Origin of the sequence: Herbaspirillum sp. AP02 (assembly GCF_015767275.1) — a bacterium.
Classification (GTDB): Bacteria; Pseudomonadota; Gammaproteobacteria; order Burkholderiales; family Burkholderiaceae_D; genus Herbaspirillum.
Map to the genome: position 1 here is coordinate 1 of NZ_JADWMY010000008.1, position 15491 is coordinate 15491.

At 63.2% G+C, this 15491-nt stretch carries 16 protein-coding genes; 4 read left to right on the plus strand and 12 right to left on the minus strand.

Annotated features, from left to right (window positions below):
• Positions 1–416: 416 nt before the first annotated feature.
• The 9 genes from I5R65_RS16195 to I5R65_RS16235 all read right to left on the minus strand — a co-directional run bounded on the left by I5R65_RS16195 (position 417) and on the right by I5R65_RS16235 (position 6093).
• Complete coding sequence (locus I5R65_RS16195; RefSeq protein ID WP_180668884.1) at positions 417–668, minus strand: Arm DNA-binding domain-containing protein; 252 nt, start codon at positions 666–668, stop codon at positions 417–419.
• A gap of 133 nt (positions 669–801) precedes the next feature.
• On the minus strand, positions 802–1416 hold the full coding sequence (locus tag I5R65_RS16200) for a riboflavin synthase (protein ID WP_180668885.1): 615 nt from the start codon (positions 1414–1416) through the stop codon (positions 802–804).
• A 34-nt stretch (positions 1417–1450) separates the two neighbouring features.
• Positions 1451–2572 (minus strand): bifunctional diaminohydroxyphosphoribosylaminopyrimidine deaminase/5-amino-6-(5-phosphoribosylamino)uracil reductase RibD, encoded by a 1122-nt coding sequence (gene ribD, locus I5R65_RS16205; RefSeq protein WP_180668886.1) that lies wholly within the window; start codon positions 2570–2572, stop codon positions 1451–1453.
• Between the two features lie 93 nt (positions 2573–2665).
• On the minus strand, positions 2666–3172 hold the full coding sequence (locus I5R65_RS16210) for a GspH/FimT family pseudopilin (protein ID WP_180668887.1): 507 nt from the start codon (positions 3170–3172) through the stop codon (positions 2666–2668).
• Positions 3172–3624 carry a type IV pilin protein gene (locus tag I5R65_RS16215; RefSeq protein ID WP_180668888.1) on the minus strand — a complete coding sequence of 151 codons (453 nt, stop codon included), beginning with the start codon at positions 3622–3624 and terminating at the stop codon, positions 3172–3174. Before I5R65_RS16215 ends, I5R65_RS16210 begins: the two co-directional genes overlap by 1 nt.
• Position 3625: 1 nt before the next feature.
• A complete protein-coding gene (locus tag I5R65_RS16220) occupies positions 3626–4285 on the minus strand; it encodes a pilus assembly protein (protein ID WP_231395202.1) in 660 nt (219 codons plus the stop codon).
• A complete protein-coding gene (locus I5R65_RS16225; protein ID WP_180668889.1) occupies positions 4282–5178 on the minus strand; it encodes a PilW family protein in 897 nt (298 codons plus the stop codon). The genes I5R65_RS16220 and I5R65_RS16225 overlap by 4 nt, the downstream gene beginning before the upstream one ends.
• A gap of 2 nt (positions 5179–5180) precedes the next feature.
• A complete protein-coding gene (pilV, locus tag I5R65_RS16230; protein WP_180668890.1) occupies positions 5181–5714 on the minus strand; it encodes a type IV pilus modification protein PilV in 534 nt (177 codons plus the stop codon).
• Positions 5715–5844: 130 nt separating this feature from the next.
• Positions 5845–6093: a DUF924 family protein gene (locus I5R65_RS16235; RefSeq protein ID WP_370460954.1), complete on the minus strand. Its 249-nt coding sequence runs from the start codon at positions 6091–6093 to the stop codon at positions 5845–5847.
• 400 nt (positions 6094–6493) lie between these two features.
• Here I5R65_RS16235 and I5R65_RS16240 point away from each other — a divergent pair, with 400 nt between their 5' ends.
• The 4 genes from I5R65_RS16240 (at position 6494) to cysC (ending at position 12212) form a co-directional block, all read left to right on the plus strand.
• Entirely contained in the window at positions 6494–7984 is a 1491-nt protein-coding gene (locus tag I5R65_RS16240) for a hypothetical protein (protein WP_196872196.1), read from the plus strand.
• Between the two features lie 369 nt (positions 7985–8353).
• Complete coding sequence (locus I5R65_RS16245; protein ID WP_180668892.1) at positions 8354–10447, plus strand: tetratricopeptide repeat-containing sulfotransferase family protein; 2094 nt, start codon at positions 8354–8356, stop codon at positions 10445–10447.
• On the plus strand, positions 10444–11613 hold the full coding sequence (locus tag I5R65_RS16250) for a glycosyl transferase family 8 (RefSeq protein WP_180668893.1): 1170 nt from the start codon (positions 10444–10446) through the stop codon (positions 11611–11613). Before I5R65_RS16245 ends, I5R65_RS16250 begins: the two co-directional genes overlap by 4 nt.
• Entirely contained in the window at positions 11610–12212 is a 603-nt protein-coding gene (gene cysC, locus I5R65_RS16255) for an adenylyl-sulfate kinase (RefSeq protein ID WP_180668894.1), read from the plus strand. The genes I5R65_RS16250 and cysC overlap by 4 nt, the downstream gene beginning before the upstream one ends.
• 330 nt (positions 12213–12542) lie before the next feature.
• On the opposite strand, the gene I5R65_RS16260 is transcribed toward cysC, so the two are convergent.
• The 3 genes from I5R65_RS16260 to I5R65_RS16270 all read right to left on the minus strand — a co-directional run bounded on the left by I5R65_RS16260 (position 12543) and on the right by I5R65_RS16270 (position 15482).
• Positions 12543–12764 (minus strand): RNA-binding S4 domain-containing protein, encoded by a 222-nt coding sequence (locus I5R65_RS16260; protein ID WP_180668895.1) that lies wholly within the window; start codon positions 12762–12764, stop codon positions 12543–12545.
• Positions 12765–12847: 83 nt separating this feature from the next.
• Positions 12848–13504, minus strand: coding sequence for a response regulator transcription factor (locus I5R65_RS16265; protein WP_180668896.1), 657 nt, complete (start codon positions 13502–13504; stop codon positions 12848–12850).
• Positions 13505–13541: 37 nt separating this feature from the next.
• Positions 13542–15482 carry a type IV pili methyl-accepting chemotaxis transducer N-terminal domain-containing protein gene (locus I5R65_RS16270; RefSeq protein WP_180668897.1) on the minus strand — a complete coding sequence of 647 codons (1941 nt, stop codon included), beginning with the start codon at positions 15480–15482 and terminating at the stop codon, positions 13542–13544.
• Positions 15483–15491: the final 9 nt, after the last annotated feature.

Here is a 15491-nt window from a genome sequence, read left to right on the forward strand (position 1 = left end):
CTGAAACAGATGTTCCTGGACCTGAAAGAGCTGGGATATGAGGGGTCGTATGACCGCGTAGCTGCCTTCGGAAGGCAGTGGAAAGTGGGTCAGATGGCGAGGGTCAATTCTGCGAGCAAATCAACAGTTTGAGATCAACAGGGAAATTGTTGAAGCCGCCATAACTGTGCTTAGGAAATTTGCATATCAAATTGATCTATGTTTCACGGTGCTTCATTCGCACATGGAAAAAACGGAATCAGGGGAAATGCCCAATCGGGGATAGTGTTGGGCGTTGCTTCTGAGCTTGCCAGGCGGCTACTAAGCGAGCCGGAATTTGGCGATCAAATGCACGATAGTTCGAGGGATTGCTTGATCATGACGTTGTGGCACAACGTCATGATCAAGCCGATATGACAGCCGCGTGGCGATCAACTTTACTTTGTTTCTGGTAGCTTTTTAGCAGTTCTTTTCTGCTGTGGAATCATTCCAGCATCAACCATCCACTCGGGCGCCAGTGGATATTTGCCGATAGTCACGGTGCAGCGCTTGCCGCCAAACGCGTAATCAAAGCGCCAAGACTTGGTGCCAGCCGTGGATACGTATAGATACAAGCCATCGCCATCTACGAGCTTTTGCGGCCGCTCTTGTGGCTTAGTGGCTGGTATTTTGAGATCGGTCAATGCCATCGCGGCATTTTCAATAGTCTTTTGAATAATACCGTCAAGTATACCGTTAATTTAACGGAACTTTTTGCACGCTGATGAGCTGGCTTGAGTAGAGGTCTTAATTTAAGTATATGATTTTTATGAGTAAATCATATTATTTTGACGATGTGAGCATCCGCTCCACATACCGCGCAATCAGGTCAATCTCCAGATTGACCTTGCTCCCCGCCTTCAGATGCTTGAGGGTGGTCACTTCCACCGTATGCGGGATCAGGTTGATCGAGAAACGGCAGGCATCGGTCAGGTCCTCGACCCGGTTCACCGTCAGCGACACGCCGTTGACCACGATCGATCCCTTGTAGGCCAGGTACTTGCCCAGTGCCTTGGGGGCATCGACGATCAGTTCGCGGGATTCGCCCACCGGTTCGAAGGAGTGCACCTGGCCCAGGCCGTCAACGTGGCCGGAAACCAGGTGGCCGCCCAGGCGCTCGGCCAGGGTCAGGGCCTTTTCCAGATTGACTTCGCCAGGGGCGTCCAGGCCGGCGGTCAGGCGCAGGCTTTCGCGGGAGACATCGACGGTGAAACCGGTGGCGGTCTTTTCGACCACGGTCATGCAGGCGCCGTTGAGGGCGATGGAATCGCCCAGGCCGACGTCGCCCATGGGCAGCGCGCCAGCATCGATGGTGAGACGCACACCGGCATCGGGGCCGGCGGCCAGGGGGGTGACGGAAGTGATGGTGCCGACGGCGGCGACGATACCTGTGAACATGGTGCGATCCTGATGCAAAAAAGTGGGAAGTCGATTATTCGAAACGAGCAAGGATACGCAAATCCGGCCCGACCTGCTTGACCTCATGGAAGCGGATGCCGATCTTGCCTGACAGGTCTTCCAGCGGTGGCAGCTCGAACATGTTGCGGCCTTCGCCGATCAGCGCCGGGGCCAGGTAGACCAGCAATTCATCCACGCAGCCTGCGCGGATCAGGGCGCCGTTGAGCTTGGCGCCGGCTTCCACGTGCAGTTCGTTGATCTGGCGCTGGCCCAGTTCGCGCAGCAGGCCGTCAAGGTCGACCTTGCCTTCGGCATTGGCCAGCAGGATCACTTCGGCGCCTTCGGCTTCCAGCGCGGCGCGCTTCTCGCGGTCGTCGGTGGCGGTGAAGACCCAGGTGTTGCCGCCCCGGATCACGCGTGCCTCGGGCGAGACGATCAGCTTGCTGTCGACCACGATGCGGCGCGGCTGGCGCGGGGTGTCGATGGCGCGCACGTTCAGTTGCGCATCGTCCTTCTGGATGGTGCCGATGCCGGCCATGATGGCGCAGGCGCGGGCGCGCCAGATGTGGCCGTCGTCGCGCGCGGCCTGGCTGGTGATCCACTGGCTCACGCCATTGTGCAGGGCGGTCTTGCCGTCCAGGCTGGCGGCGCTCTTCATGCGGACCCAGGGGCGGCCGGTGCGCATGCGGTGCAGGAAGCCGATGTTGATGTCGCGGGCATCCTCTTCCAGCATGCCGCAGGCCACCTCGATGCCGGCCGCCTGCAGGCGTGCCAGGCCCTGGCCGGCTACCAGCGGATTGGGATCGGCAATGGCGGCCACCACGCGGCCCACGCCGGCACGGATCAGGGCGTCGGCGCAGGGCGGGGTGCGGCCGAAGTGGCTGCAGGGTTCCAGGGTGACGTAGACGGTCGCACCGCGTATATCGGCCCCGCGTGTGGCGGCGTCGGCCATGGCCTGGATTTCCGCGTGATTGCCACCGGGTGGCTGGGTGAAGCCGGCGCCGATGACGCGGCGGTCCTTGACGATGACGCAACCCACACGGGGGTTGGGGGTGGTGTCGAGCATGCCGAAGCCGGCCTGGATCAGGGCCAGGGCCATGGCTTGCTGGTCATTCTCGATGTCGAACTGGTAGAGCGGGTCTTCTGTAGGCGTCATGGCGTGGGCAAACGGAGGAGGCCGCCGTACGGCGGGCCGGATGCCCGTCAATATACACGGCTTTATGCGCTCGCCTTTGCGCTGGCGCAGGCCTCATTCGATGCCGGCCTTGCTGCATTGGCTATCGCGCAGGGGGTTGCAGACCCGCACCCGCCCGAGGAAATTGATCACCACCACCCGCGCCTGCCGTTCATTGCTGAAGTACCAGCTGCCCCGGGTGACCGGCTGGCCACCAGGCTGGTAGGCCACCAGTTCACCGCCCGTGGTGTAGGCCACCGCAATCTGGCTGGCCAGGGCCGGGCGGCGTGAGACGACCTGTTCGCCGATCATGATTTCCCAGCCGCTGTGCCAGTCGTCGCCGGCGACCGGTCGCATTTCGGCGCGGCGACCGTGGCGCAAGGCTTCGGAACGGGTCAGCTGGACGCTGTGGAAGAACTCGTTGGCGGCCGTCACCAGTTGCTGTTCGCTGGACAGATCGTGCAGCGCCGGCACGCCCGCCGCCAGCACCAGCGCGGCGATCAGCACTACCACCATCAGTTCGATGAGCGTGAACCCGCGCCCATGCCGATGGCACCACCGATCGTCACATGCCGGCCTCATCAGCAATCCTTGCCATCGGCACGGAGACTGCCCCGGCTGTCGAGATAGAGGGCGCCACACTCGGCATCGCTATAGCTGCGATTGACGCCTTCCGCGCCTGGCGTAGCCTTCACCAGCACGCAGGTGGACAGCGTCTCGCCGTCGCACGCACGGGCCGACAAGGCATAGGCGCTGGTCTCGGGCGTGGTGCCGGAATACCACTTGAAACTGCCCGTAGCGCTGCCCGCCGTAAAGCCCTGATAGCGGTGATGGTAGGCGTAGTGTCGTTCTTCTTGCAGCAGCACCTGCAGCAAGGCGGCGCGTCCTTCGGCTCGGCCAGTCTTTTGGACGATGTGGCGATAGCCGTTCCAGCCCATGCTGCCCATGATCACCACGATGCCCACTACGATCATGACCTCCAGCAGGGTGAAGCCGTATGACGGCGATTTGAGATGGCGAGGTGGAGGATTCATGTCATTCATGTGAAGGTAAGTAAAGGGGGCGCCAGGCCAGCCAGCGGCAGCCCGAGGCAGTGGGTGCGACAGGTGCGGTTGCTTCCGGCAAGCGCACCACGGCCTGCAGTGCGGATACGGCACCGTTGCGGCCGTATCCGACAGCATTGAGGCGATAGGTGGGTGTCGTCGTATTCGCCTCCCGGGAACGGCTGGAGGTGATGCCGGGCAGGCGTTCGATCAGGTAGCGCGGGGATGCGTTGCCCTGTTTGTCTGGAAAGCGGCGTCCGGTGAACTGGCCATAGGTTGCAGCGGTGGCGCGGGCACCCACCAGTTGTGCGGGCTGCCAGCCGCTGCGTCCTGGTTGTCCCAGGCACAGGCCCAGTCCATCGGCATCGCTCCGACATGTCAGTGGGGATGCAAACGTAGTGGGATCGATGCGCCTGACCCGGGCGATGTCGTCGCAGGCGTCTTCCAGCGCGGCCTGCGCTGCCAGCCGGGCTTGCAGGTGATCGCGGTGATTGCGGGCGGCGCGTTCGTCCAGCAGCAAGAGCGAGGTGGTGGCCGCTCCCAGCAGCAGGAGCAGACTCAGCAGCATGAGCGCGATCATCAGGGTGGCACCGCTCTGGTGGCGAGGGGGATGCCGAAGCCACCAGCGCATCAGGGGCGGGTTGGCGTTCATCGCGCCTGTCCCGTCGCCAGGTTGCGCAGCATCACGGTGGTACGGAAGACGGCACGCCGTCGCTGCTCGCCATCTTCCTCGGTGACGCGCCAGCCCGGGTCGGCATGGCGGCCGGGCGGGAACAGGTCATAGCCGCGCGCGCCCGTATCGTCGACCGCCGGACGGCGCTGGCTGCCTCGTACCAGCAGGGCGATGCGCACCAGTATGACCCGGTCCCAGGCACTGGCAGGCATGGCCGAGGCGTCCAGCCAGCGGTCCGGTGCGCCATCGTCATCACTGTCGATGGCGTAGCGCAGTTGCATTGCCTCGACGCCACGTGCGATGGCGTCCGAGGTCCAGCTGCCATTCCTGCCCTGGTAGCGGCAGCGTAATTCCGCCTCGCCGCCGGTGCCGGGCGCGATGTAGTAGATGACCCAGCTGCGCGCGGCTTCCTGCAATGGTCCGGCAGGGGCATCGGCACCGCTGCAGTTGACCATTTCGCTGCGACTGCCGCGTGGTGCGCCGAAGAATCCCAGCATGAGCAGGTCGCTATGGTTGACGCCATCGCTGCCGCTGCTGCCGAACATGCCGGCGGCCGGGTCCAGCAGCTCGGCCTGGCGGCTATCGTCCAGCCCGCGCAGTCCTTGGCGGGTCTGCATGGCGTCGTCAGGGAGGGTTTCCGAGGGCAGGTGGCCGGCCTGTTGCAGGGCTTGCTGCAGGTGTTCCAGCGCCAGGCGACCGGTTTCCTGCACGCGGCCGTGGTCGTCGATGTCCTGATAGACGCTGCGCGCCTGCTGCAGCATCATGCCGGCCGCGAGCACTACCAGCAGGCCCACGGCCAGGGCGATCATCAGTTCGATCAGCGTCAGACCGTATTGCGGATGACGCTGCCGGCGCGCATGCCTGGTCACCATGTTCAGCGCCCCAGTACCAGGGTCAGCAGGGGGGCGCGAGCGGATGCGGCAGTGGCCGTCACCGCGCCACGGCGCCAGCCCAGCTTGAGCACCACCGGAGCCGTGGCGGCCTCGTCGCAGGACCAGTGATCCTGCGGGGTGCTGTGGGCATCGCGGCACACCGTGGCCCGCGCCTCCGGAAAATCGCGCGCCAGCCGTGCGGCCCAGTCGGCGATGGCGGCGTTGGCGAAGGCGCCGGGGGAACAGGGATTGAGGTCGCAATCAGCACGGGCCTGCGGGGTCTTGCCGGCGGTGAAGGAAAACAGGTAGGGATCGCTCGTACCCGGAGTGGGCGAGGTGGGGGAGGTGGGCAGGGAGGCAGCGCGCAGTTCGGCCAGTTCCAGCGCCAGCAGCGTGGCGCTGGCGTGCCGGGCGCTTTCGGCGCTGCTGCGCAGGGCGTGCAGCTGCAGCATCACCAGGGCCAGCGCGCCCGTGCCGATGACCAGCATGGCCACCAGCACTTCCATCATCGAGAAACCAGCGCAGCGGGTTTGCATGCGGCCATCCGGAAAGAAAGCCGCGAGTGTAGGGAAAACGGATCGGCACTTCCAGCAGGAAGCGGTTTCAGTGCCTGGCTATCGAAAACTTCAGAAGGATGAGTCAGCTTGCGTCAGAAATTGCGCTTCCTCAGGGGGAGGCGCGGCCCAGGATGCGGTTGCGATGCGGGAAGCGGCCGAAGCGTTCGATCACCGCAAGATGGCACCGTGCATAGTCGGCATAACCGTCGAAGGTCACCTTGTCCTCGCTGCTGGCGGATTTGGCCAGGGCCGCCATCAGTTGCACCACGTATTGCTGGTCATCCAGGTCTTCGGCATGTTCCAGCGGCAGGTAGAGGAATACCCGCGCCAGCGGCGGCAGTTCCTGGTCCAGCCCCATGGCCAGCGCCAGGTCAAGCGTATCACTTCATCGACTGGCCTTGGGCCAGCGCGCCTTCTGGGGGCAACCCTCCGGGAGAGGCCGCCAAGCGTCGCCTGCCGTTGTTGCAGCTCCTTGCCGTAGCACCACTACGGCAAGGAGCTGCGCCTAGGCAGACAACGCTTGGCGACCTCTCGCACTCGCAGATTGAATGTGAACAGGCCCTAGCAACGTAACTTACACTCTTGTTCAGATGTTGACTTTGTACCGGACTAACGTTGTTCGTTGGGATCGCCATTGGCTGGATTGGCGCGAGAAATTCTCGTCAGGCAACATTCGGTATGTTTGGGGGAACCCGGATCAGCGTATCTGATATTTGACAGCAATTATCTATAACGGCAGCACAGGCAGCATCACGTCGATGACCAATAGTGGCACCGTTTCTGGTACCACCTATGGTATCTGGACGGATAACAACAGCAACATCACTTCGCTGCACAATACCAGCACCGGTCTCATCACTGGTGGGGCAGGCTTTCTGGCTGGTAACAATACGCCTTCCGGCACGATCACCGTTGGTACGCTGACCAATGAGGGCGTCATTCTGGGAACGACCGGTGTCGCTGTCGGCACCAGCACCAACGGCACCATCGGCAGCCTGGTCAACAGTGGCGTCATCAGCGGCGCAGCGGGTGGTATTGGCAATGCCGGCAGGATCGGCTCGGTGATCAACACCGGTACCATTACCAGCGGCAGCGGTTACGCCATCTATAACGCCGGTACGGGCAGCATTGGCCCGATTGCCAATAGTGGCCTTGTCTCCGGTACGATCTACAACGGCGCTACCGCCAGCCTGACCATCAACGGTGGCAGCGGTTCGACTTTCGGTACCATCACTGGCGCCAACGGCGGTATTAGCAGCGCCGACGTTGGCGATATCTACAGCACGTCAGCCAACCTGTACCTTGCTTCTGGCAACCTGCTGCTCAACAGTAATGTGCATACCAACAACTACACCATCACGAATAGTGGTGCAACGTTGCAGGTCAATAACCACATCTCCATCGACGGCCGGTACAGTCAGGGTGCCTCGGCCACGCTGTTGATTGGTGTCGGCGACACGGCCGTTAGCAACGGGGTTACTGCAGATACTGGCTACGGCCGTCTGACCGTTTCGGGCTCGGCGATCATTGCCAGTGGATCCAGCGTCACCCTCAAGGCGCTCAATTCCTATGGTTTCGCGATCGGTCAGCGTTATGTCGTGGTGCAGGCCGCGACCAATAACACCAACTACAACGCATCGACTCTGAACTACTCTGCAATAGGCTACAGCGGTACCGTTTCGGGCTCGGTCGTGGTCGATGGCAGCACTAGCAATCTGTTACTGACACTGGGCTCATCCAGCAGCGGTGGTGGTAGTGGCAGCGGTAGCAGCAGTGGCAGTAGTAGCGGCAACACCGGCCCGAACATTTCGGCGACCACTTCCAATGCTGTCTCGGCGATCTCCGGGCTGTTCAATTACAGCGGCGTCAATACCAGCTTGCTCAACGTGTTCAATGCCTCGGCGGCGCTGGGTTCGACAGCGGAATCCAATCGTGCGGGCGCACAATTGAGCCCGGCCTCGAATGCGCTGGCGACTGTCCAGGCATCGGCAGCGCCGACGCAATCGGTGCTCAATGTGGCCGGCGCGCACGTGGACGGATTGCGTATCGCCCAGGTCAATGGAGGCAGCGGCGTGGCCACCGGCGAAGCGGCCAACAATGTGGCACTGTGGGGTCAGGCCTTCGGTGGCAAGGCGACACAGGGGCAACGCGATAATGTGTCTGGCTACAGCGCCAACTACAACGTCCTGTTGATCGGTGGCGGTTATCGGTCGCAGACGGCGGACGTGCGCCTGCGTTATCAGTTCTGAGCGTAATGCGCGGTGTCACTCCCTTCTGAGCTCGTCAGCAGGGAGCGCCGGTGATGCAGGCCATCCCTGCGATGCCTGCAGATCTGGCGGTCTGTAGTGTCAAAGAAAGCGTCTTGACTGACGCTTTCTTTTTTCTGTCGATCCATTCTCGATGGGTGACTACGCGATGGACCGATCGGGGGCTGCGCATGAAATTTTCAATATGAAACAATGCGTTGCCACTTCAGGCAGCGGGCGCCCCGGGCGCACCTGGCCATGGGTGAAGGGGCTAGCCGAAGGCTTTGTCTTGCCCCCAGGGAGGGAGCAGGGAATAATGCCAGCCTGGCATCACCATGAGAAACTGGCCTGAACTGGATTTGCGGAGCATCTTTGGACTCGAATAATTTCCCCTACGCTGAACAACTGACCATCCAGCAGGCGCTGCAACGCGCCTATGCACACTGGAACGCCGGGCAGGCGCCACAGGCAGAGCAGTTGTGCCTGCGCGTGTTGCAGGTGATTCCGCAACAGCCCGATGCGCTGAACCTGCTGGCGGTGATGGCGCACGCCTACGGCAAGCTGGATATGGCGGTGGATTTCCTGCGGCGCGCTTGCCAGCATCCGGAGACACCGGCCTCCTACCTGAGCAACCTGGCCGAGATGTGCCGCCAGAAAGGCCTGCTGGCCGAAGCCGAACAAGCGGCGCAGCGGGCCGTCAAGATCGATCCAGGGCTGGTTGCCGGCTGGAGCAATCTGGGCATCATCCTGCAGGAGAGCGGCAAGCTTGATGAAAGCCTGGTCTGTCTGGAAAAAGTCGCTGCGCTGCAGCCTGAGAATGCACAGTCGCACAACAACCTGGCCAATACCTGCAAGCGCCTGGGCCTGCTGGAACGGGCGCAAGCGGCCTACCAGAAAGCACTGGCACTGAATCCAGGCTACGCCGAGGCGCACAGCAACCTGGCATTCCTGCTGACCGAGCAAGGCCGCTTCGATGAAGCCGTTGCCGCCGGGCGTGCGGCCATCGAGCTCAATCCGCAACTGGCCGACGCCTATCTCAACCTGGCCGAGGTGGAGATCTCGCGTTCGCGCAATGACGCCGCGCTGCAATGGCTCAATGCCTTGCTGTCCTTCGCGCCGAAACATCCTGGCGGCCTGTCTGCGCTCGCGCAAGTCCTCGACAAGGCGGGCCGTGGTGAAGAAGCGTTGGCTGCAGCGCGTGATGCCGTCGCCGTCAGTCCCGACAACGCCAATGCGCATCATGTGCTGGGGCTGCGCCTGCAAAGCATGGGACAGCACGAGGCAGCGCTGGCGGAATTCCGTCAGGCCGCTGCACTGCCGGGGACAGTGGCCGAGGATGCGCTCATCTCGATTGCCAACGCGCATCTGGAGAATGGCGACAAGGAGGCCGCCATTGCCGCCTTCGCCCACGCCCTGCAAACCTATCCCGGTTCCACCAAGGCCATGGCAGCACGCATCGATACCCGCAAGTTCCGTGCTGACGATCCCGATATCGCCGCCATGGAAGCGGCGCTGGCGGTGACGCCGCCGCCCGGCATCAGCATCCGGATGAATCTGCATTTCGCGCTGGGCAAGGCGTATCTGGACACCGGCGAATCGGCCTTGGCATTCGAACACTTGAATCGTGGCAACGCCATCAAGCGCGCCACCTTCAGTTATGACGGTGCTGCCGTGTCGGCGTGGATGCAACGCATCACCGACACCTTCACGCCCGAACTGATGCAGCGCCTGTCCGCCGGCGGCGCATCCTCTGACTTGCCGGTGTTCATCATCGGCATGCCACGTTCCGGCACCACGCTGGTGGAGCAGATCCTGGCTTCGCATCCGGACATCCACGGCGCCGGCGAACTGTCGGCCCTGCGTCATGCAGTGGATCGTGCGGTGGTCTTCCCCGACAAGGTGGCCCATCTGGATGCGGCCGCCCTGCAACGTATCGGTGAAGACTACCTGGCCCAGGTACGGCCGCTGGCGCCCCACGCTGCGCGGGTGGTTGACAAGATGCCGGCCAACTTCCTGCATGCCGGACTGATCCCGCTGATCCTGTCGGGGGCGCGCATCATCCATTGCCGGCGTGATCCGGTTGACACCTGCCTGTCGTGCTACAGCAAGCATTTCGCCGGTGAGCAGCTCTTCAGCTACCAGATGGACGAGCTGGGCCAGTTCTACCGCGCCTATCAGGATCTGATGGCGCATCTGCGGCAGGTGCTGCCGCCGGAACGATTCATCGAAGTCGATTATGAAGCGGTGGTTGACGATCTCGAAGGTCAGGCGCGCCGCTTGATCGACTTCACCGGCCTGCCCTGGAATGATGCCTGCCTGGCCTTCCACGAAACCCGGCGCATCGTGCGCACGGCCAGCGTAGCCCAGGTGCGCCAGCCGATCTACACCTCCTCCAAGGGCCGCTGGCGCCAGCACGAGGCACACCTTGGCCCCTTGCTGGCCGCGTTGGCCATGGAGCAGCAATGAGCCAGGTGCCCATCGACCTCAACGCCATCCACCAGCGAGCCAACGCGCTGCTGCAGGCCGAGCGCTGGGCCGAGGCCGAGACGCTGCTGCGTCAGGCGTTGGCTTCGGGCACCGGGCCGATTCTCTTGTGGCGCCAGCTGTATGCGGCGTTTCGCCAGCAGGGCAAGTATACCGAGGCGACCCAGGTCATGGAGATGGTGGTGCAGACCACGCCCGGCGACATGGGTGCGCGTTTCGACCTGGCCGAGCTATTGCTGGTCCAGGGCGAATTCACGCGAGGGTGGCGCGAATACCGCTTCCGCTACAAGCTCGACCACACGCGCGGCATCGAGCGCCATGTCCAGCAGCCACGCTGGGAGGGCCAGCCGATTGCCGGCAAGACGCTGCTGATCCACGACGAACAGGGGTACGGCGACACCTTCCAGTTCCTGCGACTGGTGGCCCAGGCGCGTGCGCGCAGCGGTGCGCATGTGGTGCTGGAAGTGAATCAGGAGACCTATAATTTGGCGCGTGGCATCGTCGGACATGACCAGTTGATTACGCGTGGCACGCTGCCACCGCATTTCGATTTCCATTGCGAACTGATGAGCCTGCCGGCGGCGCTTGGCCTGCAATTGTCGGATCTGCCGGGGGCCACGCCCTACCTGTTCGCCGATATCTCACGGGTGGAGAAATGGCGGGCGCGCCTGGCCGGCCTGCCGCGTCCGCTGGTGGGCCTGGTATGGGCCGGTCGCCCCACCCATACCAACGACAAGCGCCGTTCGCTGGCACTGGCGGACCTGGCGCCACTGGCCCAGGAAGGCATCACCTTCCTGGCGCTGCAAAAGGGGCCTGCGTCAGTGCAGGCCGCCACGCCGCCGGCGGGCATGTCATTGCTGTCGCTGGGCGACGAGATCCTGGACTTTGACGACACCGCCGCCATCCTCAGCCTGATCGATGTCATGGTATCGGTGGATTCGTCGCCGGTACACCTGGCCGGTGCGCTCGGCTGTCCGGCCTGGGTACTGCTCCCATTCTTGCCCGACTGGCGCTGGCTGCTCAATCGCGAAGACACGCCGTGGTATCCCTCGCTGAGGCTATTCCGCCAACGGGAGTCGAATCAGTGGGCGGGGGTATTGCAGCAGGTTGCCACTGAACTCGCCAAACTCAAGGAGGCTGGGCGATGACCGGTCCTGCAGACCAGCTTACCCCCGTCAGTCATACGCTGGGGCAGGACGAGCGCCAGGCCCACTATGGTCACGCCGGCGCCGTGCTGTGGCTGACCGGCCTGTCGGCGTCGGGCAAGTCCAGCCTGGCCATGGCGCTGGAGCAGGCGCTGATGGCGCGGGGCTACTCCTGCTATGTGCTGGATGGCGACAACGTGCGGCGAGGTCTGAATGCCAATCTCGGCTTTAGTCCGGAAGACCGCAGCGAAAACATCCGCCGCGTGGGCGAAGTGGCGGCGCTGTTCGCCGATGCGGGACTGGTGTGCATCACCGCCTTCATCTCGCCCTACCGCGAAGACCGCCTACGCGCACGTCAAGCCTGCCGTCACGCCTTCCATGAAATTCACGTGTCCACGGACCTGGCAACCTGCGAGGCGCGCGATCCCAAGGGCTTGTACAAGCTGGCGCATGCCGGCCAGCTCAAGGAATTCACCGGCGTCAGCGCACCCTATGAGGCGCCCGAGCATCCGGACTATGTGGTTGACAGTGGTCAAGAGACGTTGCTGGAAAGCACCTCCAAGCTAGTTGACTATGTGATCGGTTGCCTGCCTCTTCGTTGAAACTGAAAAGGCCTAAAAGTATGAGAAGCATAGAAATGCCTGCAGATTCGCCAGTCATCCTGAAGCAGTGTCGGCACGGTCCGCTGTTGTTCTTGCGCGGTGATCAGATCACTTGAACTATACGGAGAGTTCAGTGAGCTTGAATCTGCACTGTTCGGTCAGATCGTGCGGCCAGGTTCTCATGTAGTCGAAATCGGCGCGAACGGGATGTCTGCTACCTGTCGCCACCGCCTGCTTCCAGCCAGTAGCGAGCAGTCAGGGTCATGTCGTTGCTGCGGGTATACAGCAGGCAAGGATCATTGCTTGCATCCCCGACTTGCGCAGGGCTCTTCATTCGGCGATCACGGTGATCTGCACATCACCCAGCGTGACTTTCTGGCCGACCGTGATCTTGCAGGTCTTGCGGCTTTCGGGCTTGCCGTTGACCCGCACATGGCCCTCGGCCACCAGTTGCTTGCCGGCGCCGCCGCTGTCGCACAGGCCGCAGAGCTTGAGCAGCTGGTTCAGTTCGACATGGGGACGACCCTGCAGCGGGAAGGTGATCTTTTGCATATGCTTTCTTTCGGGAGCGCAGCCCCGGGCGGAGCGGACGTGCGGCCAGGGGGCGTGGAACAGGGAGCGGTAAGGTACGCCGCTCAGGGCGTTTTGTCCAGACCGTGTTCCACAGCATACACCGCAATCTGCACCCGACTGGAGAGCTTCAGTTTCTTGAGGATGTTCTGGACATGGATCTTCACCGTGCTCTCGGCCACGTCCAGGGTGCGGGCGATCTCCTTGTTGCTCTCGCCACGGGCCACGCAGGCCATGGTCTCGCGCTCGCGGGTAGTCAGCCTGTCGCGGGCAGCCGCCACCTGGGCCGGCGCCTGGTGCGCGGCGCGGAACTGCATCACCAGCTTGGCCGTCATCGCCTCCGAGATCACCGGCTCGCCGGCGGCGGCGCGCTTGATGGCCTGCACCAGGTAGTCGGCCTCGATGTTCTTGAGCAGGTAACCGGCGGCGCCATTGTGCAGGGCGGTGCTGAGGTCGTCGGCCTCTTCCGAGACCGACAGCATCAGCACGGCGGTGTCGGGCAGGTCTTCCACGATCAGTTGCATCGCTTCCAGTCCCGACAGGCCGGGCATGTTCAAGTCCATCAGTACCACGTCGGGCTGCAGCTGGCGGGCGCGCTTGACGCCGTCCAGGCCATCGACGGCTTCGCCGACGATCTCGAATTCGGGATGGCGTTGCAGCAGCAGGCGCACGCCGCTGCGAAACAGGGTGTGATCATCGACGAGCAGGATACGGATGGGCATGGTGCGATGGTTCCTTGCAAAGAATGAGGGGCGGCGCTCAGGCCACGAGGCGTTCCTGGCGCATCAGGCGGACGGTGACGCAGGTACCTTCACCGGGCTGGCTGTCGATCAGCAGTTGCGCGCCCAGGCGGTCGGCGCGTTCCTGCATGATGCGCAGGCCCACGTGGTCGCTGCCCTTGGCGCTGGCCTTGTCGAGCTGGAAGCCGTGACCGTCGTCGCGCACCGTCAGGCAGAAGTCGCGGCCATTGGCGACGGCGATATCCACCCGATTGGCGTGGGCATGCTTGCGGATATTCGACAGTGCCTCCTGCAGGATGAACAGCACCTGCAACTGCTGTTCCGGGGCCAGCGGTGGACCATCGCCGCTGATGGCGATGGCACCCTGCAGGCCGGTCTGGCGCTGCAGCTTGTCGAGCGACTTGTGCATTTCGGAGTCGAGGCTGCTGTCCTGCAGGCGGCTACGGAAGTTGAGCAGCAGTTCGCGCACGTCTTCATAGTTTTCCTGCACGCCGGTGCGCAGCATGGGGGTGATCTCGCGGATCTCGGCCAGGTTCTCGCGCGCCAGCGAATCCTCCAGCATCTGCACCTGCAGGTTGAGGAAGTTCAGTCCCTGGGCAATGCTGTCATGCAGGCCCTGGGCCATCAGGTTGCGTTCGTGGGCGATGGCGTATTCCCTCTCGCGGGCGATCAGGCGCTGATTCTCGATGGCCGCGCCAAGATGGCGGCCCAGGGTCTCCAGCAGGCGGCGCTCGTCGCTGTCGATGCTGCGCTCCTGCAGGAAATGCAGGGAGAAACTGCCGATGGCCTGTTCCCGCACCAGGATCTGGAACACGCCCAGCGCCAGCGCACCTTCTTCCTGGCAGCGGTAGCGGCGCTGCCCGTCGAGTTCGCGGAAATCGCTTACCAGGATCACCCCCTGCCGGGTGGCCGCGCCGCACAGGCAGTCGTCGACCTTGATGCAACGTTCTTCATCGATGATCTTGTCGGAAATCCCCTCGTGCACCGTGAGATAGAGATTGCCGCGTTCATCCAGGATGCGCACCGTCCCGCCATCGGCCTGCATGCGCTGCATGATGCGCTTCAGGAAACCGTCGCACAGGGCTTCGATGGTATGCGCGCCCGAGAGGAAATCGGTGATTTCGTAGAGCGTGCCGACTTCTTCGTTCTGCTCGCGCAGGCGGGCGGTCTTTTCGGCTACGCGCTCTGCCAGGGTGCGGTGCACGCCTTGCACATGGTCGGCCATCTGGTTGAAGGCCTGGGCCAGCTGGCCGAATTCGTCTTCACTCTCCACCGCCAGCCGCACGTCCAGGTCGTTTTGCGACATGCGCGCAATGCCCGCCTGCATGCGCCGCACCGGACCGACGATCCACAGGTAGAGCAGGTATAGCACGGCGATGCTGGCCGCCAGCGCCAGGAAGATCAGCGCCGTCTGGCACAGCCGCAGCCAGGTGGTCTTGCCGGTCAGGTCGGCTTCCACATAGGCCACCAGCAGGTTGATGTCACCCACGAAGTCGGGCAGTTCCTGCAGGTAGCGATCCAGCGCCTGCTGGCGCAGTGCCGGGTCGTCCGCCTCCTGCACGGCGCGGGCGTGGACCTGCATGCGCTGCCGCCACTGGTCTTGTACGCGCAGCAATTGTTCGTGAATGGGGCCGGTGGCGGCAACGAAACTGGGCTCGCCCGGCTGCCCGGTCTGGACCAGTGCCAGAATCTGGCTGAAGCGTTCGATGTGGTGCTGGATGTCGGAACGTTCCTGCCCGTTTTCCATTGCCAGGCCCAACTCGTAGGAGCGCATGCGCAGGCTGCCGGCTTCATTGATGACGGTACCGCCGCCCTCCAGTTGCCAGGACAGCAGCAGGGTATAGCCGATGGCTGTCATGGTCAGTCCCAGGCCGACCAGCGTCATCAACAGGATGCGGAAGGTCAGTCGCTGGTAGGGTGGCAGCGGCTGCGGGGGGAGCGGCAGGGCAGGAGCAGGCATGGTGATTCA